19 protein-coding genes are annotated in these 19,719 nt (G+C 69.3%); 14 read left to right on the top strand and 5 right to left on the bottom strand.

Features of this window, described 5'->3' with window-relative positions; all coding sequences use genetic code 11:
* Positions 1–31 precede the first annotated feature (31 nt).
* Entirely contained in the window at positions 32–541 is a 510-nt protein-coding gene (folK, locus tag RCO27_RS01520) for a 2-amino-4-hydroxy-6-hydroxymethyldihydropteridine diphosphokinase (RefSeq protein ID WP_309000876.1), read from the bottom strand.
* A gap of 23 nt (positions 542–564) precedes the next feature.
* Here folK and RCO27_RS01515 point away from each other — a divergent pair, with 23 nt between their 5' ends.
* Genes RCO27_RS01515 through RCO27_RS01505 form a run of 3 tightly spaced genes read left to right on the top strand, consistent with a single transcriptional unit; the run spans position 565 to position 3,489 of the window.
* Positions 565–1,215, top strand: a complete 651-nt coding sequence (locus RCO27_RS01515) for a uracil-DNA glycosylase (RefSeq protein ID WP_309000875.1) — start codon at positions 565–567, stop codon at positions 1,213–1,215.
* A 13-nt stretch (positions 1,216–1,228) separates the two neighbouring features.
* On the top strand, positions 1,229–1,705 hold the full coding sequence (locus RCO27_RS01510; RefSeq protein WP_309000874.1) for an iron-sulfur cluster assembly scaffold protein: 477 nt from the start codon (positions 1,229–1,231) through the stop codon (positions 1,703–1,705).
* Positions 1,705–3,489 (top strand): cation:proton antiporter, encoded by a 1,785-nt coding sequence (locus RCO27_RS01505; protein WP_309000873.1) that lies wholly within the window; start codon positions 1,705–1,707, stop codon positions 3,487–3,489. Before RCO27_RS01510 ends, RCO27_RS01505 begins: the two co-directional genes overlap by 1 nt.
* A gap of 131 nt (positions 3,490–3,620) precedes the next feature.
* On the opposite strand, the gene RCO27_RS01500 is transcribed toward RCO27_RS01505, so the two are convergent.
* Positions 3,621–4,169, bottom strand: a complete 549-nt coding sequence (locus RCO27_RS01500; protein WP_309000872.1) for a shikimate kinase — start codon at positions 4,167–4,169, stop codon at positions 3,621–3,623.
* A gap of 45 nt (positions 4,170–4,214) precedes the next feature.
* On the opposite strand from RCO27_RS01500, the gene RCO27_RS01495 reads away from it, so the two are divergent.
* The 4 genes from RCO27_RS01495 to RCO27_RS01480 are packed head-to-tail and all read left to right on the top strand — an operon-like array spanning position 4,215 to position 8,047.
* Positions 4,215–4,388, top strand: coding sequence for a hypothetical protein (locus tag RCO27_RS01495; RefSeq protein ID WP_309000871.1), 174 nt, complete (start codon positions 4,215–4,217; stop codon positions 4,386–4,388).
* Entirely contained in the window at positions 4,369–6,165 is a 1,797-nt protein-coding gene (locus RCO27_RS01490; protein WP_309000870.1) for a hypothetical protein, read from the top strand. Before RCO27_RS01495 ends, RCO27_RS01490 begins: the two co-directional genes overlap by 20 nt.
* A gap of 43 nt (positions 6,166–6,208) precedes the next feature.
* A complete protein-coding gene (locus RCO27_RS01485; protein ID WP_374990359.1) occupies positions 6,209–7,093 on the top strand; it encodes a tyrosine-type recombinase/integrase in 885 nt (294 codons plus the stop codon).
* A 12-nt stretch (positions 7,094–7,105) separates the two neighbouring features.
* On the top strand, positions 7,106–8,047 hold the full coding sequence (locus tag RCO27_RS01480) for an acetyl-CoA carboxylase carboxyltransferase subunit alpha (RefSeq protein ID WP_309000868.1): 942 nt from the start codon (positions 7,106–7,108) through the stop codon (positions 8,045–8,047).
* Positions 8,048–8,120: 73 nt separating this feature from the next.
* Here RCO27_RS01480 and RCO27_RS01475 read toward each other — a convergent pair whose 3' ends face one another.
* Complete coding sequence (locus tag RCO27_RS01475; RefSeq protein WP_309000867.1) at positions 8,121–8,285, bottom strand: Flp family type IVb pilin; 165 nt, start codon at positions 8,283–8,285, stop codon at positions 8,121–8,123.
* A gap of 121 nt (positions 8,286–8,406) precedes the next feature.
* Complete coding sequence (locus RCO27_RS01470) at positions 8,407–8,589, bottom strand: Flp family type IVb pilin (RefSeq protein ID WP_309000866.1); 183 nt, start codon at positions 8,587–8,589, stop codon at positions 8,407–8,409.
* 97 nt (positions 8,590–8,686) lie between these two features.
* On the opposite strand from RCO27_RS01470, the gene RCO27_RS01465 reads away from it, so the two are divergent.
* On the top strand, positions 8,687–9,112 hold the full coding sequence (locus tag RCO27_RS01465) for a (deoxy)nucleoside triphosphate pyrophosphohydrolase (protein WP_309000865.1): 426 nt from the start codon (positions 8,687–8,689) through the stop codon (positions 9,110–9,112).
* Positions 9,113–9,160: 48 nt separating this feature from the next.
* Entirely contained in the window at positions 9,161–10,339 is a 1,179-nt protein-coding gene (locus RCO27_RS01460; protein WP_309000864.1) for a glycosyltransferase family 87 protein, read from the top strand.
* Here RCO27_RS01460 and RCO27_RS01455 read toward each other — a convergent pair.
* Entirely contained in the window at positions 10,299–11,189 is an 891-nt protein-coding gene (locus tag RCO27_RS01455; protein ID WP_309000863.1) for a methyltransferase domain-containing protein, read from the bottom strand. The two genes, RCO27_RS01460 and RCO27_RS01455, sit on opposite strands and share 41 nt — an antisense overlap.
* Positions 11,190–11,441: 252 nt before the next feature.
* Here RCO27_RS01455 and RCO27_RS01450 point away from each other — a divergent pair, with 252 nt between their 5' ends.
* The 5 genes from RCO27_RS01450 to RCO27_RS01430 all read left to right on the top strand — a co-directional run bounded on the left by RCO27_RS01450 (position 11,442) and on the right by RCO27_RS01430 (position 19,716).
* Positions 11,442–12,092 (top strand): methyltransferase domain-containing protein, encoded by a 651-nt coding sequence (locus tag RCO27_RS01450; protein WP_309000862.1) that lies wholly within the window; start codon positions 11,442–11,444, stop codon positions 12,090–12,092.
* A 14-nt stretch (positions 12,093–12,106) separates the two neighbouring features.
* Positions 12,107–13,621 (top strand): TolC family outer membrane protein, encoded by a 1,515-nt coding sequence (locus RCO27_RS01445; RefSeq protein ID WP_309000861.1) that lies wholly within the window; start codon positions 12,107–12,109, stop codon positions 13,619–13,621.
* Positions 13,622–13,665: 44 nt separating this feature from the next.
* On the top strand, positions 13,666–14,049 hold the full coding sequence (locus RCO27_RS01440; protein ID WP_309000860.1) for a DUF2497 domain-containing protein: 384 nt from the start codon (positions 13,666–13,668) through the stop codon (positions 14,047–14,049).
* A gap of 175 nt (positions 14,050–14,224) precedes the next feature.
* Positions 14,225–16,282, top strand: a complete 2,058-nt coding sequence (locus tag RCO27_RS01435; RefSeq protein ID WP_309000859.1) for a S9 family peptidase — start codon at positions 14,225–14,227, stop codon at positions 16,280–16,282.
* Between the two features lie 500 nt (positions 16,283–16,782).
* On the top strand, positions 16,783–19,716 hold the full coding sequence (locus tag RCO27_RS01430) for a valine--tRNA ligase (RefSeq protein ID WP_309000858.1): 2,934 nt from the start codon (positions 16,783–16,785) through the stop codon (positions 19,714–19,716).
* Positions 19,717–19,719: the final 3 nt, after the last annotated feature.

Raw genomic sequence — 19,719 nt, 5'->3', positions numbered from 1 at the left:
ATATCGGCGCGAGCCTGATTCACGCCCGCGGCTAAGGGCGCGAGCGATCGGGCGCGTGCGCGGGGCGGGGCGCGGTCAACCGCGCATGCAGCTGACGGACGCTGAGGCCGCCGATCGGGTCGCGCCAGCCGGGCGCGATCTCGGCGAGCGGATCGAGGACGAAGGCCCGCGTGCGGAACGCGGGGTGGGGGATGATCGGCCCGGGGCCGCCCCACGGTCCCTCCGACCAGAGCAGGATGTCGAGATCGAGCACGCGCGGGCCCCAGCGCCGCCCGCCGCGCCGGCCGAAGCGCCGCTCGATCGCCTTCAGCGCGTCGAGCAGATCGTCGGGTGCGAGGTCGGTGGCGAGGAGGGCGGCGGCATTGGCGAAGCCGCGGCCGGCCGGGCCGAGCGCGGGTGTCGCGCGGATCGCGGAGGCGGCTTCGATCTTCCCCAGTCCGGCGAGCGCCTCCAACCCTGCGCGCACGACGTCGGCCGGCGCGCCGTGGCGGCCGTGGCGCCGGTTCGAGCCGAGCGCGATCGCATAGCTTGTCGTCGCCATGTCCTGCCGCCTAGACGCTAAACATGCCGCCCGGAAGCCCGCTCCCCGACGTCGAAGCGCCGCGCGACTGCCCGCTCTGCCCGCGGCTGGTGGCGTTTCGCGCGGCGCTCAGGACGGCGCATCCCGACTGGTGGAATGCCCCGGTGCCGGCGTTCGGCGATCCCGCAGCCTGGCTCGCGATCGTCGGCCTGGCGCCGGGCATGTGGGGCGCGAACCGGACCGGGCGGCCGTTCACCGGGGATCACGCCGGCCATCTGCTCTACGCCACACTGCTGAAATTCGGGCTGGCGACGGGAGCTTATGAGGAGCGGCCGGACGACAGCTTGTGTCTCACTGGCTGCATCATCCTCAATTCCGTCAAATGCCTGCCGTCGCAGAACAGGCCGTTGCCCGCGGAGATTGCCACCTGCCGACCTTATTACGAGGCGGCGCTGGCGCGATTGCCGAACGTGCGCGTGCTCGTCGCCCTCGGCCAGATCGCGCACGGCTCGGCCGTGCGAACATCCGGTGGACGGCTGGCGGCCTGTCGCTTCGGTCATCTCGCCGAGCATCGCCTGCCCGACGGGCGCATGCTGATCGATAGCTATCACTGCTCGCGCTACAATCAGAATACCGGTCGGCTGACCCCGGACATGTTCGAGGCCGTGTTCGCCCGCGCACTGATGCTGAAATGAGCCGCGCCGGGCCATGGCGCGCGATGGCATCGCCGCCTATATGCCGGCCATGGTGAGCACCCTCTACAGCCGCGATATCCTCCGTCTCGCCAGCGCGATCCCGCATCTCGGCCGGCTGGAGACGCCGCAGGGAACGGCGGAGCGCACCTCGCCGGTCTGCGGCAGCCGCGTCGTCGTCGATGTCGTGGTCGACGGCGCGGGCAGGGTCGCCGACCTCCGCCAGGAGGTGCAGGCCTGCGCGCTCGGTCAGGCTTCGGCCGCCTTGATGGGCCGGGAGGCGATCGGCCGGACCGGAGAGGAATTCGCGACCGCCCGCGATGCGTTCGCGGCCTATCTCACGGGCGCGCGCGGGGATCCCGGGGACTGGCCCGGACTTGAGGTCTTTTCCGAGGCCCGGCGGGTAACGGCGCGTCATCGCTCGATTCTTCTTGCCTTCGATGCCGCGGCTGCGGCGACCGAAGCGGCTGCCGCCCTGGTGCGGGTGCGCTGATGGCGGCGGAGGGGGGAGCGACCGTCGCCCTCGCGCTGCGCGACGGCGTCGTCATGCTCGGCGCCGCGATGGCCTTCGTGATGCTGTTCCGGCGCCTCGGCCTCGGCGCGGTGCTCGGCTATCTCGTCGCCGGTGCGCTGGTCGGCCCCTCGGGCCTCGGCCTCGTCAATGCGCCCGAGGGAATGCTGCACATCGCCGATTTCGGCATCGTGCTGCTCCTCTTCCTGGTCGGGCTCGAGCTCCATCCCGAGCGGCTCTGGCGGCTGCGCCATGCCATTTTCGGCCTCGGCTTGCTGCAGGTGACGGTGGCCGGGCTCGCCATCTCCGCGGTCGTCTTCGTCGCGACCGGGTTCAGCCCTGCCGCGGCGCTCGCGATCGGGCTCCCGCTCGCCTTGTCCTCGACGGCGCAGGTGCTGCCGAGCCTGCGCTCCGACGGTTCGATCAACACGCCGGCGGGCGAGCGCGCCTTCTCCGTCCTGCTCTTCCAGGACCTGTCGATCGTCCCGCTCATCACGATCACCGCAGCCCTGTCGCGCGCGCCCGTCGATCCGTCCGCGCCGCCGGGCTGGGTGCTGGGCCTCTACACGATCGGGGCGATCGTCGGTCTCGTGCTCGCCGGACGCTTCCTCATCAACCCGCTGTTCCGCCTGGTCGGCCGGATCAGCGAGCGCGAGCTGTTCATCGTCGCCGGCCTGTTCACCGTCGCCGCCGCCGCGGCGGTGATGGAGTCGCTCCACCTCTCGACCGCGCTCGGCGCCTTCATCGCCGGCGTGATGCTCGCCGACTCGCCCTATCGGCACGAGCTGGAGGCGGACATCGACCCGTTCCGGTCGATCCTGCTCGGTCTGTTCTTCGTCTCGGTCGGCATGATGCTCGATCTGGGCGCGATCATCGAGCGGCCGCTGTTCGTGATCGGCATGGCCGCGGCCCTGATCGTCGTGAAGACGGCCGTCCTCTACGGCCTCGCACGTCTGTTCCGGATGCCGCCGCGCAAGGCGATCAAGCTCGGCCTGCTGTTGAGCCAGGGCGGCGAATTCGCCTTCGTGCTGTTCGCCGCGGCGCAGAGCGCGCTGCTGATCGAGCCGGCGGCGGCCAGCCTGTTCAGCGCGATCGTCACCGTCTCGATGGCGACGACGCCCTTCCTGATGATGCTGAACGACTGGCTCGACCGGCGCTGGTCGCGCGGCGGACAGGTCGATCTCGAAGGCCCCGAAATGTCCGGCCCGAGCCAGGCGATCGTCGTCGGCTACGGGCGCTTCGGCCAGACGGTCGCGCAGATGATGATGGCCAAGGGCATTCCCGTGACCCTCATCGATTCGAAGCCGAGCCAGATCGAGCTCAGCGGCAATTTCGGCATGAAGGTCTATTATGGCGACGGCACGCGCATCGATCTGCTGCGTCTCGCCGGCGCTGCGGAAGCGAAAGCGATCCTGTTCTGCATCGACGGCACCGATCTCACCGCGCACCGGCTCCAGCCGATCCTCGAGGCCTTCCCGCATGCGGCGGTGTTCGTGCGCGTCTTCGACCGGCGCCAGCTGATCGAGTTCGCGTCGCTCGACCTCAGGCATGCGGTGCGGGAGATGTTCGAATCGGCGATCGCGATGGGCCGCGAGGCGCTGTCGCTCTTCTGCGTCACCCCGGAGGAGGTCGACCGGGTCGAGGAGGAATATCGCCGCCGCGACCGGGAGCGGCTCGAGATCCAGAAAAGCTCCGGCGACCTGCAGGCGCTCAAGGAACGGATGTTCAGTCCCGGCAACCCGCTCGCCGATCGGGAAATCGTCTAGCCTTCGTCATGCCGGCGCAGGCTGGCATCTCGGCGACATCCAGGCTTGATGTCATTGTCGACCTGAGACCCCAGCCCCTTCGACTGCCTGCAAGGCAGGCGCTCAGGACATGCTTCGCTGGGCTGACGATCTCAGTGGGCATGCCCCGCCAGCGCGGCGAGGATGGCGTCCACGGTCTTCTCGATCGAGCCGCGGCCGCTGCGGACCGTGACATGCGCTTCGGCATAGGCCGCGTTGCGCCGCCCGGCGAGTTCGCTCAGCACTTCGGCGGCATCCCGATCCTTGAGCAGCGGGCGATGGTCGCGCCGGCCGACCCGCTCCGCGAGCGTGGCGATGTCGGCGTCCAGCCACACCGCCACCCCCCGTTCGAGGATCAGTGCCCGGGTCGCATCGTCGGCGAAGGCGCCGCCGCCGGTCGCGATCACGCCGGCGGGCCCGTCGATCAGCCGTGCCATCACCCGGCGCTCGCCGTCGCGGAAATGCGCTTCGCCGAACCTCTCGAAGATTTCGGCGATGGTCATCCCCGCCGCCGTCTCGATCTCGGCATCGGCGTCGAAGAAGGGCCGGCCGAGCCGCGCCGCCAGCCGCCGTCCCACCGTCGACTTGCCCGCACCCATCAGGCCGACCAGGACGATCGCCTTCTCGGGCGATTTGTCGGAAAGGGCGGATGTATCGGGCATGCGGGGGCTATACAGAGCGCGCCGGGCTGGGGCAAAAGGCCGGCCATGGCTCGTTACGATTTTGGTCCGCCTCGCCGCCGCCGTTCGCCGGTCGGGATCATCCTTCTCCTCATCCTCGTGCTGCTGGTCGGCGTCCTGATCTATTTGGGCCTCAGGGACACCGAGGTGCCGACCCAGCGTATCGAACAGGACGTGACGAATGACATCCTGGCCCGGTAGGGCGCTGCTGCTCGCCGGCGCGGCGTTGCTCGTCGCGATCCCGGCGCTCAGCCAGGAAGCGCCCGAATCGCTTTTGCCGGAAGGCTTCGGCGACCCCGAAGCCCTGCCACCGCCGGCCCCGAAGGCGCCGGGCCAGTCGCCGGCGCCGTCGCAGCCGGGCGCGCCGGTTCCGGTCATCGCCCCGCCGCTGCCGCTTCCCGAGATCGGCGAGGGCGAGGACGTGCCGCCACCGGAAGACCTCCAGCCGGTCAACTATTTCACGATTCCCGAGGGCCGTGCCCGCCCGGTCGACCTCGTCGGGCCGCTGGAGCCCGGAAATTACGGCCTCGGCCGCGACGCCTTCGGGCCGAATCAGGGCGCGCTGCTCGCGCAGGTGATGCGCCGGCTCGATGCGCCGCTTCCGTCGCGCTGGACCTCGATCCTGCTCCGCCGCGCGCTGCTGTCGCGGGTGGCGGCGCCGGCGGGGGTCAATCCGGTCGACTGGGTGGCCGAACGTGCCGACCTGCTGCTGCGCATGGGCGAGGCCGATGGCGCGCGGATGCTCGTCCAGTCGGTCGATCAGGAATTCTACACGCCGCGGATGATCGAGGTCGCGGGGCAGGCTGCGCTGGCGACCGCCGATCCCGCCGCGCTCTGCCCGCTGGTCGGCCCGGCCAGGCAGCTGTCGCGCGATATGGTGTGGACGCTGGCCGAGGCGATGTGCGCGTCGCTCGAGAGCGAGCCTGCCCGCGCGGCGGCACTGATCGACCAGGCGCGGCGCGGCGAAGGCTCGCGCAGCATCGACCTTGCGCTGGCCGAGAAGGTCGTCGGCGCCGGCGCCGAGACCCGCCGCTCGGTCGCGATCGTCTGGGACGGCGTCGAGACGCTGACCCCCTGGCGCTTCGGCCTCGCCAGCGCGACGGGCACGGCCGTTCCGGAAAACCTGCTCGCCGGTGCCGGCCCGCGGGTCCAGGCCTGGTTCGCGCGCGCGCCGATGGTGCCGCTCGACCAGCGCCTCCAGGCTGCGTCGGTCGCCGCGGCGCTCGGTGTCTTTTCCTCGCACTCGCTCGGCGAGATCCACAGCCTGATCCTCGACCAGACCGACGTCGCCGAAACCGGCGGGACGATCGGGGCGCGCCTGCGCACCGCCTGGGTCGGCGGCAGCCCGGGCGACCGCGTGACCGCCCTGCGCACGCTCTGGACCGAGCCGACCGACCTTCGCGAGCGCTACGCCCGGCTGATCCTCACCGCGGGCGCGGCGACGCGCATTCCCGCCGCGTCCGATTATGCGGGCGATGCGCCGAACCTGGTCTCCGCAATGCTCTCGGCCGGGTTCGACGCGGATGCGGCGCGCTGGGCAGCGGTGGTGCAGGACGGCGGCGACGACCGCGCCTGGGCGATGCTGGCGCTGGGATCGCCGCGCCCCGCGGTCGACATGAGCGCGGGCCGGGTCGGGACCTTCATCGGCAATGACGAGAGCGCCGACAAGCAGCGCTCTCAGCTACTGGTCGGCGCGCTGGTCGGCCTCGGGCGGATCAGCGATGCCGAGGGCCAGCAGCTCGCGCAGGCCGCCGGGCTGGAGGTCGGCGGCACCGACATCTGGACCGACGCGATCGACCGCGCGGCGCGGGAACGGCGGCCAGGCACCGTCGCACTCCTCGCCGGCCTCGCGATGCAGACGCCCGACTGGTCCGGCGTGCCGCCGCGCTATTTCTTCCGGATCATCCGGGCGCTGCGGGCGGTCGGGCTCGATTACGAGGCGCGGATGATCGCCGCCGAGGCGATGGCGCGGGCCTGATCCGGTGTCGGAGGACCGGCAGCTCATCGGCGCCTTCCTCGAGATGATGGCGGCCGAGGCCGGGGCGGCGCGCAACACGCTGCTGGCCTATGGCCGCGATCTCGAAGGCGCGTCGGCGCTGCTCGAAGGGCGACTCGCAGAGGCCAGGCCGGAGGCGCTGCACGGGCTCGCCGAAGCGTGGATGCCGCTCAAGCGTGCCACGGTGGCGCGCAAGGCGGCGGCGCTGCGACGCTTCTTCGCGTTCCTCCAGGATGAGGGCTTCCGCGCCGACGATCCCTCCAGCGCGCTGCCGCGGCCGGGCACCGAGCGGCCGCTGCCCAGGGTGCTCGACCATCGTGCCGTCGATGCCCTCTTCGCCGAGATCGAGCGGCGCAAGGGGGAGGGGGGCACGGCAGCGCTGCGCCTCTCTGCCCTGATCGAGCTGCTCTATGGTTCGGGCCTGCGCGCCACCGAACTCGTGTCGCTGCCGCGCAATGCTGTTTCGCCCGACAAACCCTTCCTCATCCTCGCCGGCAAGGGCGGCCGCGAGCGGCTCGTGCCGATCTCGGACCGTGCCCGCGCCGCGGTTGCCGAATGGGCCGCGCAGGTGCCGCGCGACTCGCTCTGGCTCTTCCCGTCCGGCAGGAAGCATCTGAGCCGCGTGCGCCTGTACCAGCTCGTCCGCGAGCTCGCCGCGGCGGCCGGCATTCCGCCCGAGCGGATCAGCCCGCATGTCCTGCGTCATGCCTTCGCCACCCATCTCCTCGAAGGCGGCGCCGATCTGCGCGCCGTCCAGATGCTGCTCGGCCACGCCGACATCGCGACCACGCAGATCTACACCCATGTCGATTCGCGCCGGCTGATCGAGCTGGTGAACAGCCGCCATCCGCTGGCCGATGCGCCGCCGCGGAGCGCCGCGCGCGTTGACGCGGACGCGAAGCAGCCCTAACTCCGCGCGCCAATGGCCACCTATCTGGATTTCGAGAAGCCGATCGCCGAGCTGGAAGCGCGGATCGCCGAGCTTCGGGACACCGCGTCGGCGAGCGAGCCCAATATCGAGGCCGAGATCGCGCGCCTCGAGGAGCGCGCCGGCAAGCTGCTGCGCGACACCTATGCGAAGCTCACGCCCTGGCAGAAGACTCAGGTCGCCCGTCACCCGGACCGGCCGCATTTCAAGAATTATGTCGCCGGTCTCATCGAGGATTTCGTGCCGCTCGCCGGCGACCGCGCGTTCGGCGAGGACGAGGCGATCGTCGGCGGCCTCGGCAGGCTGGGCGGGCGCCGCATCGTCCTGATCGGCCACGAGAAGGGCGACGATACGGCGAGCCGCCTCAGGCACAATTTCGGCATGGCGCGGCCGGAGGGCTATCGCAAGGCGATCCGCCTGATGGAGATCGCCGACCGGTTCGGGCTGCCGGTCGTCACCCTGGTCGACACCGCCGGCGCCTTTCCGGGCGTCCAGGCCGAGGAGCGCGGCCAGGCCGAGGCGATCGCCCGCTCGACCGAGCAATGCCTGGCGCTCGGCGTGCCGATGGTCGCGGCGATCGTCGGGGAAGGGGGCTCGGGCGGCGCGATCGCGATCGCCGCCGCCAACCGCGTGCTCATGCTGGAGCACAGCATCTATTCGGTGATCTCGCCGGAGGGCTGCGCCTCGATCCTCTGGCGCACGGCCGAGAAGGCGGCCGACGCGGCCGAGGCGATGAAGGTGACCGCGGGCGATCTCGCCCAGCTCGGCGTCGTCGACCGGATCGTGCCCGAGCCGATCGGCGGGGCCCATCGCGACGGGGCACAGGCGATCGCCATGCTCGGCGTCGCGCTCGGCGAGGAGCTCGATGCGCTGGCGCCGCTCGAACGCGACGCGGTTCGCGCTGCCCGTCGCGAGAAATTCCTCGCCATCGCCTGAAGCAAAAGAAGAAAAAGAAAGGGCGGCGGAACCCAAGTCCCGCCGCCCGATCCTTTTGAACGAAGTCGAAGGCTTACTTCGACATCTCGCTCTCGACCTCGTTGAAGGTGTTGCTGAGCGTGTTGCCCAGGGCGCCCATCGCGGTGATGGCCGCAACGGCGATGAGGGCGGCAATCAGGCCATATTCGATGGCGGTCGCGCCCTTGGTGTCCTTGATCATCTTGCGAATGAACTGCATTTCCGGTCTCCTTGGTTCCAATTCCATGTTGGAAGTCCACACTTCCAGGCCGCCCGCGCTTGGCAATCTTGGGGTCAGCTTGGTTCGTCCTAGGGCAAGGAAGTTGCCAAAGATTTAATGCTCAGGCGTCCGGCCAGGCATCGGCGACATTGTTCCAGATGCCCGCCGTGGTCACGCCGACGGCGGACACGGCCGTGGCGATCGCCAGGAAGACCATCGCCAGGATGATCGCGTATTCGACTGCCGTCGCGCCGCGCCTGTCCTTGCGGATGTCGGTGAAAAGCCGCATCGCTTCGATCCCCATCCCACGCACGAAAATGCGCCGATTTGGCGAGGGCGCTAAACCCTGTGTCGTTAACGGAATCCTACCTGGAGAACGCCCTGTGCAAAAAAACCCGACAATGACGGTCGTCGCCGCAGCGCTCGTCGATGGGGAAGGGCGGGTCCTGCTCCAGCAGCGCGCGCCGGCGCGGTCGATGGCCGGGCTCTGGGAGTTTCCCGGCGGAAAGGTGGAGCCGGAGGAAACGCCCGAAGCTGCCCTGGTGCGCGAGCTGGAGGAGGAACTGGGAATCCAGGTCGATCCGGCCGAGCTGATGCCGGCCTGCTTCGCCAGCGCTCCGATGGGCGCGCGCCATATGGTGCTGCTGCTCTACATATGCCGCGACTGGCGCGGCCAGCCCCGGGCGCTGGACGCCAGCGCTCTTCGCTGGGAACGGACCCGCGACATGCCGGAAATCGCCATGCCGCCGGCGGACGCGCCCCTGATCGGGTTGCTCGAGGCCTTGCTCGGGCCTCCCGCCGGGCCGCGCCCGCCCGATCAGCGTTAGCCTTTGTAAACCAAACATCCGTAGCAGGGCACCGAAAGGAGCCCGCGCATGCCGCTGGTCGACGAGAGCATCTATGGCCGGTTCGCACGCGCGGTGAAGCCGGTCGTACTGCTCTTCCTGTTCGTCGCGACGCTCGCGCTCGCCACCCAGGTCACCAATCCCTACCCATCCGACTTCGTCAGCTTCTGGGCGGCCGGCATCCTCGCGCTCGACGGGAATCCGGCCGCCGCCTACGACGTTGCCGTCCATCGCGCGGTGGAGGAGCAGGGCGTGGCGATGCGCGGGGACATGCCCTTTCCCTATCCCCCGCCGTTCCTGATCCTCGCCGCGCCGTTCAGCCTGCTCCCCTATGTGCCCGCCCTGCTGTGCTGGGTCGTCGCGACGCTGACCTTCTACCTGCTGTGCCTGCGCACCCTCGCCCCGCGCGCGGGTCTCGCCGCCGCCGCATTTCCGCCGGTCCTCACCAACGCGATCATCGGCCAGGTCGGCTTCATCCTGTGCGGCCTGCTCGCAGCCGGCCTGGCGCTGCTGCCGAAGCGCCCCCTGATCGGCGGCGCCTTGCTCGGAATCCTGATCCTCAAGCCGCAGCTCGGCCTGGTGCTCCCCTTCGCATTGCTCGCCGCCCGGGAATGGCGCGCCATCGCGGGGGCGGCGATGTCTACGATGGGAGTCCTTCTGATCGGCGTCGTCCTGTTCGGGATGGGATCCTACGAGGCCTGGATTGCGCAAGCCCCGCTCTACGCGTCGATCGCCACCGAAGGACTCACCGGCTGGAACAAGATGGCGAGCGTCTATGCCGCGCTGCGCCTGGCCGGGACCGCCCACATGGTCGCGCTGGTCGCGCATTTCCTTGTCGCCGTCGTCGTCACGCTCGCCGCCTGCGCCGTCTGGCGGCGAACCACCGATCTCGGCCCGCGGGCGGCGAGTCTTGCCGCCGCGACGGCGCTCGCCAGTCCCTATCTCTACAGCTACGACGCGATCATCCTGGTGATCCCGTTCCTGTGGCTGGCGGAAACGGCGCGCGACCGGCCTCTGCTCGTCCCGATCTGGATCATCGCGCTGATGGCCTTCCTCCAGAACTGGACCGGGGACCTGCCGGTCAATGTCGCGCCGCTTGCCGCACTTGGCCTGTTCGCACTCGTTTGCCGCCGCGTCTGGCGGCGCGCGCGGCCGGATACCGAGTCGCTCAGTTCCGCCGGCCTGGCGCCGCAGCGCGTGGCGGCTTGAGCGCATCGACGAGCGACGCCACCGCGCTGCCGCGTCGTGCCGGCCGGGGCTGATCCGGGGCGGGCGCCCAACCGCTCAGATACAGAATCGAGAAGCGTTCCCCGGCCTTGCCGTCCGGATCGCCTGCGCCTTCGAATGCGGCCGCCGCGGCAGCGAGCCCGAGGCGCGTCAGCGGCAGACGCGACCGTTCCGCCAGCATGTTCGTCGCCGCCATGCCGCGAAGATCGCCGATGAGCGTCATCAGCGAACCGTAGCGCACCGTTACCTCTTCGACGTCGGCGACCGGCAGGGCGAAGCCGGCGCGGCCGAGCAGATCTCCCGCTGCCCGCACGTCGATCTGCGGATGGATGCGTGGGGCCGCGGCCCTCCCTTCGATCTCCTCGGCCGTGCGGATCGCCGCACGCAGGCGGGGCAGGCTGCCGGCGCCGGAGAAGGCGGCGAGGAAGAGACCGTCGGGGCGAAGCGCGCGTCGGATCAAGGTGAGCGCGCCGGGCAGATCGTTGACCGTATCGAGCACGCCGACCGAGACGACGAGGTCGAACGTCGCGTCAGCGAAGGGCAGGCGATCCTCGTCGCATTGCATGCCGGCAGTGGCGAAAACGCGACCGGCGTCGGCCGATGTGACGTTCAGGCCGCGCGTTCTGAGCTGCGCACCCAGATAGTCGTCGCCGCAGCCGAGATCGAGTGCCTCGCCGAAGTCGCGGGTGACCAGGTCGAGTCGCTCGAGCAGCTCGTCCGCCGCGCGCCGGTGCAGATAGCGCGTCTCGCTGCCCAGGCGCGCCGCGCGATCACGGCGGAGGCGCCGCAGGGCGCGGTCGAACGGCCTGTCCTGGATGTCGCTGCTGGTCACACCGGGCGCATAGCAGAAGTGCGCGGGCGCGCGACATGTCCGGGATCGGACGGTCCCATGTCCGGTTTCGGACAGTCATGGCCCGATCCTTATGCCGTTCAGTCGCGGTAAAGGGCTGGCACGGCTTTTGCTGAGCGACCGGCATGTCGCCGTACGCTTCCGCTTGGCCTCTTTCCGGCTTGCCGATAAAAGCCGCTGAGACGCACAAGTGTATTGCATCAATAAAACAGTTATGCGAGTAGAGCCGCGACGATGACCGAACACGCCTTCGAACCGATGCGCCGCGCCATGGTGGCGAGCCAGCTCCGCACCACCGGGGTCAACGATCCGCGGGTGATTGCGGCGATGGGTGAGGTGGCGCGCGAGCGTTTCGTGCCCGAGGACCGCAAGGCGATCGCCTATGCCGATGCCCTGGTGCCGATCGGCGACGGCCGCCAGCTCAACCCGCCGATGGCGCTGGGTCGGATGCTGACCGAGGCGAAGCTGCGCGGACCGGAACGCGCGCTCGTGATCGGCGCGGGCGCCGGCTATGCGGCCGCGGTGCTGGCGCGGCTCGTCGCGTCCGTGACCGCGCTCGAGGAATCGGGCGATCTCGCTGCAACGGCGCGGACGGCGCTGGCGGGAACCGGAGTCGAGATCGTCGAGGGGCCACTGAACCAGGGCCATGCCGCCGGCGCCCCTTATGACTTCATCCTGATCGACGGTGCCGTGGAAGCGGTGCCGCAGGCGATCGTCGATCAGGTCGCGGACGGCGGAGAGATCGCGCTGGCGCTGATCGACCAGGGCGTCACCCGGCTTGGTATCGGGCGGGTCGTTGCCGGAGCGTTCGGTGTGACAACCTATGCAGATGCCGCGGCGGCGGCGCTTCCGGGCTTCGAAAAGCCCCGGACGTTCAGTTTCTGAGGAGTGAATCGGTGATGCGGGGACGGTTGCTTGCCGCGGCGGGGGTGGCCGCACTGGTCTGGAGTGGCGCGGCCCTGGCGCAGCAGCAAGCTGCGCCGGCGCAGATGCCGGCCACGCTGCCGCCCGCCGCGCCCGCGCCGGGCCCGGCGATGACCCTGCGCGATGCGCTGGTCCGTACCTATGCCAGCAATCCGACGCTCATGGCACAGCGCCAGACGCTGCGCGGGCTCGACGAAGGCGTGGCGCTGGCCCGTGCGCGCGGCCGCCCGCAAGTGAACGGCGATGCCGCCTTCAACCAGGATGTGATCACCCGCAATCTCGGCGAGAACCAGCGCAACTTCAACGTCGGCGGCGATGTCCGCGTCCCGCTCTTTGCCGGAGGGACGATCCGCAACGCGGTTCGCGCCGCGAACACCCGCGTCGAGGCGGGCCGCGCCGACCTGCGCGCGACCGAGGGCGACATCTTCACCGAGGCGGTTGCCGCCTATATGGACGTGATCCGCGATCGTTCGATCGTCCAGCTCAACCAGAATCAGGTTCGCGTCCTCGAAACCAACCTGCAGGCGAATCGCGACCGGTTCGAGGTCGGGGATCTTACCCGCACCGACGTGGCGCAGTCCGAGGCCCGCCTCGCGCTTGCCCGCAGCAATCTCGCCATCGCCGAGGGGACGCTCGAGACCAGCGAGGAAAATTACGAGCGGGTGATCGGCGTCGCGCCGGGCGACCTCCAGCCGCCGCCGCCGCTGCCGAGCCTGCCGGGCGCCCCTGGGCAGGCGATGGAGGTCGCGCTCGCCAACAATGCCGACCTCGCCTCGATCGCGGCCCAGGCGCGGGCGGCCGGCTTCGACGTGCGCGCCGCGCGTGGCGAGCGCCTGCCGCTGATCTCCGGCGTGAGCAGCATCCGCTATTCGGACTCGCTCGGCACCAACAACATCAATGTCGGCGGCGGTGGCGGTCTGGTTCCCGAGAATACGACCAGCGCGGGCGTGGGCCTCACGCTCAGCGTGCCGCTCTATCAGGGCGGCGCCGCCGGCGCGCGCGTGCGTCAGGCACAGGCCCAGCGCGGGCAATTGCTCGAACAGGCGATCGGAGTCGAACGTCTGGTGATCGCCAACGCCCGCGCCTCCTATGCCCGTTATGTGGCCGCGAACGACGCGATCGAATCGAACACGATCGCGGTTGCCGCCAACGAATTGGCGCTGGAGGGCACCCGCGCCGAGCAGACGGTCGGCACCCGCAACGTCCTCGACGTTCTCAATGCCGAGCAGGAATTGCTGAACAGCCAGGTCGCGTTGGTGACGGCCCGCCGCGACGCCTATGTCGCCGGTTTCGATCTGCTGAATTCGATGGGCCAGGCCGAAGCGGAGGACCTCAATCTCGAGGACGGCCCGCTCTACGACCCGACCGTCAACTACAACCGCTATTCGGGCAGCTGGAACGATTGGGACGACGGGCCGATGATCCGCCCGGTCGCGACACGGACCGCGCCGGAGACCGCAAACAGCCCCGTGACAGAGCTGCCCCGATAGGCAATAAGGCCCTCGATATGGGGGACATTCCGCAGGATCCTTCGATGGAAGAAATTCTCGCTTCCATCAAACGCGTCATCGCCCAGGACGGCACGGCCGCCGCGCCGGCCGCGCGCGCGCGCCGGGCGCCGTCCGCCGAGCCGGCGCCGACGCCGGAAGAAGAGGACGTGCTCGAGCTCGACGATCCGGTCACCGAGGAAAGCGGGCTGATGTCGAGCGACGTCGCCGCGGCAAGCCGCGAACGGCTGGCCGCGCTCTCGGCGATCCGCCAGCGCACCGAGGCACCGGCCGACGCTGGCGCCCTGGAGGCGGTGGTGCGCGACATGCTCCGGCCGATGCTGAAGGACTGGCTCGACGAGCACCTGCCCGAGATCGTCGAGCAGCTCGTCACCCGCGAGATCGCCCGGATCACCGGCCGCAGCCTCTAATCTCCCCTCCCTGCAAGGGAGGGGCCGGGGGTGGGTAGCGCCGAAGGCGCTTTCGGCACACCTGCGCCCGAGAGCTCGCTGCGCTCGCACCCACCCTTAACCCCTCCCTGAGAGGGAGGGGAATAAGGCGCGGGGGACTTTCCGGGTCGTTTCGCCGATGCTACGCCAACGCTCCATGAGAAAGCTCCTCGCCGCGAGCCTTGCCGCGCTCGCTCTCGCCCCGGCGTCTGCCGCGCTCGCCCGCCCGATGACCGCCACCGACCTCGCCTCGATGCGACGGATCGGCGCGCCGACCGTGTCGCCGGACGGGCGCTGGGTGGTCTACCAGCTGCGCGAGACCGATCTCGCCGCGAACCGGGGCCGGCTGGACCTCTGGCTGCTCGATCTCAGCGCCGCGGAGGCCGAGCCGGTCAAGATCGCATCGGCGGCCGAGCATAACGAGCATGACCCGCGCTTCTCCGCCGATGGCCGCTGGCTCTACTATCTGAGCGGCGCTTCGGGCTCCGAGCAGCTCTGGCGGGTCCAGCTGCCGGGCGGGACGCCGGAGCGGGTGTCTGACTTCGCGACCGACATCGCCGGCTTCAGCCTCGCGCCGTCCGGCGACCGGATCGCGATCTGGGCGGATCGCAACATGGCCTGCACCGATTTCAACTGCGCCGATGTCCCGGCCGCGCAGAGCGGGCAGGGGAGCGGCCGCGTCTATGACGAGACCTTCGTCCGCCACTGGGACACCTGGGTTGAACCGAACGTCCGCTCGCGCATCTTCACTCTGCCGCTGGTCGACGGCCGGCCGCAGGGCGCCGGCACGCCCCTCGCGCCGAACCTCGTCGGCGACTCGCCGTCCAAGCCGTTCGGCGGCGCCGAGGAGATCGCCTGGAGCGCCGACGGCCGCACCCTCTACTTCACCCTGCGTCTGGGCGGCCGCACCGAGCCGAACTCGACCAATCTCGACATCTACTCTGTCCCGGCCGACGGCAGCGCCGCCCCGACCAACCTGACCGAGGCCAATCAGGCGACCGACACCACGCCCGCCGTCTCGCCGGACGGCCGCTGGCTGGCTTATGCGGCGATGGCCCGGCCGACCTATGAAGCGGACCGGCTGGTCATCCATCTGCGCGACCTGCGCACCGGCCGGACCCGGGTGCTGACGCAAGGCTGGGACCGCTCGGTCGGCTCGATCGCCTGGGCGCCCGATTCGCGCAGCCTGCTCGTCACCGCCGGCGACACGCTCGACACACCCCTGTTCCGCGTCGATGCCCGGAGCGGCAACGTCACCCGGCTCACCCAGTCCGGCACCGTCGGCAATGTCGTCCCGACTCGCGACGGCGCAGTCTTCACCCTCAACACGATCGAGCGTCCTGACGATCTCTACCGGATGAACGCCGCCGGAGAGAATGTGCCGATCACCTCGGTCAACGCGGCCTTGCTCGCCGAGCTCGATCCGGTCCGCTACGAGCGGTTCAGCTTCCGCGGCGCGCGCGGCGACACCGTGTGGGGCCAGATCGTCCGCCCCGACGGCCAGCAGTCCCGCCTGCCTGTCGCCTTCCTGATCCATGGCGGCCCGCAAAGCTCGTTCGGCAATGCCTGGTCCTACCGCTGGAACCCGCGGCTCTTCTCGGCGCCGGGCTATGCCGCGGTCACCGTCGATTTCCACGGCTCGACCGGCTACGGCCAGGCCTTCACCGACGCGATCAACCGCGACTGGGGTGGCGGCCCGCTGGAAGACCTGCGACTGGGCCTCGCCGCCGCGGGACAGCAGGATCCGGCGCTCGACATCGCCAACGCCTGCGCGCTCGGCGGCTCCTATGGCGGCTTCATGGTCAACTGGATCGCCGGCCACTGGACGGACGGCTTCAAGTGCCTGGTCAGCCATTCCGGCGTCTTCGACCAGCGCGCCATGGCCTATGAGACCGAAGAGCTCTGGTTCACCGAATACGAGTTCGGCGGCCCCTATTTCGAGCCCGAGGCCGCGGCGAACTACGAGCGCAACAACCCGGTCAACTTCGTCCAGAACTTCCGCACCCCGATGCTGGTCCTCCATGGCGAGCGCGATTTCCGCATTCCGTACAGCCAGTCGCTCGGCCTGTTCAACGCGCTCCAGCGCCGGGGCGCCCCCTCGCGCCTCGTCGTCTTCCCGGACGAGAATCACTGGATCCTGAAGCCGCAAAACTCGATCCAGTGGTATCGCGAGGTGAATCGCTGGCTCGACCAGTATCTGAGGCCGTCCAACTAGCCGTCATCCCGGCGAAGGCCGGGATCTCGGGACCAGAACGAGCAGCCCTGCGATTGTTGGAGACAAATAGGATTTCGTCTGAAACGCTGGCCGGATGAGACCTTTCTCCTCATCCCCTGCGCACCAGCCCCCGGTCCGGCCGCCCCGCGCCTGCCTGCATATGGCCGTCAGCGACCTGGCGGCGGACAAAAGCGGCCAGAACTGGACAAGGCCCGAACCACATTCTCGGCGCGGGCCGCCAACAAAATGCCCTGATTCCGACGACTTCTCCGAGGAACCTCAAAACGGAGACGCCGGAATTTTCCTGTTTTCTGCGGAATCCCCGAACTTCGCCCCCGCCGGAGTGCGGGATTCCCGGCTGTTCTCCGTGCCTTCCGCCGCAAGGCTGCCGGAAAAAATGTCTTGCGAACCGGCCCCGGGGCGACGTGGATGGCCGCCTCCGGCTCTCGCCGCCGTGACGGTGATTGCTCCGGAGTGCGCCTCTCGTCTAAGCGCCACGCATGAGCGAACTGCCCAAGACTTTCGAACCCGGTCCGATCGAGGCGCGCTGGTACGCGCATTGGGAGGAGAACGGCCTGTTCCGCGCCGAGCGCAACGAGGCCGAGCCCTACACCATCGTCATCCCGCCGCCCAACGTGACGGGGTCGCTCCACATCGGCCACGCGCTCGACAACACGCTGCAGGACATCCTGATCCGTCATGCCCGCATGCAAGGGAAGGACGCGCTCTGGGTGGTCGGCATGGACCATGCCGGCATCGCCACCCAGATGGTGGTCGAGCGGCAGATGGAGGAGCGGCAGGACAAGCGCACCAACTACAGCCGCGACGAATTCGTCGCCAAGGTGTGGGAATGGAAGGCGGAGAGCGGCGGCCAGATCACCCGCCAGCTCCGCCGGCTCGGCGCGTCCTGCGACTGGCGCAATGAGCGCTTCACCATGGACGAGGGCTTCTCGAAGGCCGTCCTCAAGGTGTTCGTCGATCTCTACGAGCGCAAATTGCTCTACCGCGACAAAAGGCTGGTGAACTGGGATCCCGGCCTCAAGACCGCGATCTCCGACCTCGAGGTCGAGACGCGGGATGTCCAGGGCAAGTTCTGGCACTTCAGATATCCGCTGGAGGACGGCTCCGGCCATATCTCGGTCGCCACCACCCGGCCCGAGACGATGCTCGCCGACATGGCCGTCGCGGTGAATCCGGAGGACGAGCGCTACAAGGCGCTGGTGGGAAAGAACGTCCGCCTGCCGGTCACCGGGCGCCTCGTGCCGATCATCACCGACGAGCATGCCGATCCGGAACTGGGGTCGGGTGCGGTCAAGATCACGCCGGGCCACGATTTCAACGACTTCGAGGTCGGCCGCCGCGCCGGCATCAAGCCCGCCGACATGCTCAACATGCTCGACGGCGATGCGAAGGTGATCCAGACCGCCGACGGCCTGATCCCCGACGACCTGCTCGGCCTCGACCGCTTCGACGCCCGCAAGCGCGTCGTCGCACTCATCGAGGAAGCGGGCCTTTTGGAGCAGGTCGAGGACCGGACGGTCGCGACGCCGTTCGGCGACCGCTCCGGCGCGGTGATCGAGCCCTGGCTGACCGACCAATGGTATGTCGACGCCGAAACGCTGGCGAAGAAGCCGATCGAAGCGGTCCGCTCCGGCGACATCAGGATCGTCCCCAAGACCTGGGAGAAGACCTGGTTCAACTGGCTGGAGAACATCCAGCCCTGGTGCGTCTCGCGCCAGCTCTGGTGGGGGCACCGGATTCCGGCGTGGTATGGGCCGGTGCTCGGCGAGCGTGGCGACCAGACCTTCAAGCAGGACTTCGCACCGGCGCAAAAGACCTTTGTCGCCGAAACCGAAGCTGAGGCGCTGCTTCTGGCTCGCGAATATTATGGTTCGAAGCATCAAGTGAGCATTGCTGACTCGCGAGACGCAGCCTTTGATGGCTTTCTGAAGGGTGGGGACACCGTCCACCTTTGGCGCGATCCCGACGTCCTCGACACCTGGTTCTCCTCCGCCCTCTGGCCGTTTGCGACCCTGGGCTGGCCGGACAACGCGGAACCAACCCTCTCCCCTGGGGGGAGAGGGCAGGGTGAGGGGGCTCCCACGTCTGAACGTTCCCTCGAAGGCCGAACCCCCTCACCCCAACCCTCTCCCCCCGGGGGAGAGGGGGCAAAGTGGGTCGCGAAGCCGGGGAGCGAACTGGCTCGCCACTATCCCAACGATGTGCTCGTCTCGGGCTTCGACATCATCTTCTTCTGGGACGCCCGCATGGCGATGCAGGGCTTCGAGTTCATGGGAGAGAGACCGTGGAAGACATTGTATCTCCACGGCCTGGTCCGCGACGCCAAGGGCCAGAAGATGTCCAAGTCGAAGGGCAACACGGTCGATCCGCTGGGCCTCATCGACACCTATGGCGCCGACGCGCTGCGCTTCACGCTGGCCGCGATGGAAAGCCAGGGCCGCGACATCAAGCTCGATGAGAAGCGCGTCGAGGGTTATCGCAACTTCGCCACCAAGCTCTGGAACGCCGCCCGTTTCTGCCAGGCGAACGGCATCGGCGCGTCGAAGACGATCGAGCCGCCGCAGGCGACCCTGCCGGTCAACACGTGGATCATCGGCGAGACGGTGAAGACCGTCCAGGCCCTCGACCTCGCCCTCGCGGAACTCCGCTTCGACGAGAGCGCCAACGCGGTCTACCAGTTCACCTGGGGCACCTTCTGCGACTGGTATCTGGAGCTGATCAAGCCCGTTCTCTCTCCCCTCCCGCTTACGGGAGGGGATCAAGGGGAGGGAAACGATGCCGCCGAAACCCGCGAAGTCGCCGCCTGGGTGCTCGACCAGATTCTCGTCATGCTCCACCCGTTCATGCCCTTCGTGACCGAGGAGCTGTGGGGCGCGATTGGTGAGCGGCCCTATCCGCTGATCCTCGCCAAATGGCCGATGCCGGACGCCCGCGCGCTCGATCCCGAGGCGGGCCTGGAGATCGACTGGCTGATCCGCCTCGTCAGCGGCATCCGCACCGCGCGCTCCGAGCTCAACGTGCCACCCGGCGCGAAGCTGCCGCTGCACGTCCGCGGTGCGGCGCCGGGCACGTCGGCCCGGATCGAACGTCACGCCGCCGCGATCCAGCGCCTCGCCCGGATCGAGGCGATCGCCGGCAGCGAACCTGCGGGCGGGGCGGCGCAGATCATCGTCGACGAGGCGACCTTCATCCTGCCGCTCGAAGGCGTGATCGACATCGCGGCGGAGAAGACCCGTCTCGCCAAAGCCGCCGAAGCCGCCGAGAAGGAGCGCGACTCGCTCGCCGGGCGCCTCGACAATCCGAGCTTCGTCGAGCGCGCCAAGCCGGAGGCGGTGGAGAAGGCGCGGGCCGACCATGCGGAGAAGTCGTCCGACGCGGAAAAATACCGGGCGGCGCTCGCGCGGCTGAGCTAGACG

This window comes from Sphingosinicella sp. LHD-64, assembly GCF_031157375.1.
Taxonomy (GTDB): Bacteria; Pseudomonadota; Alphaproteobacteria; order Sphingomonadales; family Sphingomonadaceae; genus Allosphingosinicella.
Note: the sequence above shows the minus strand (reverse complement) of the source record. Positions and strands in the feature narration are given on the sequence as shown.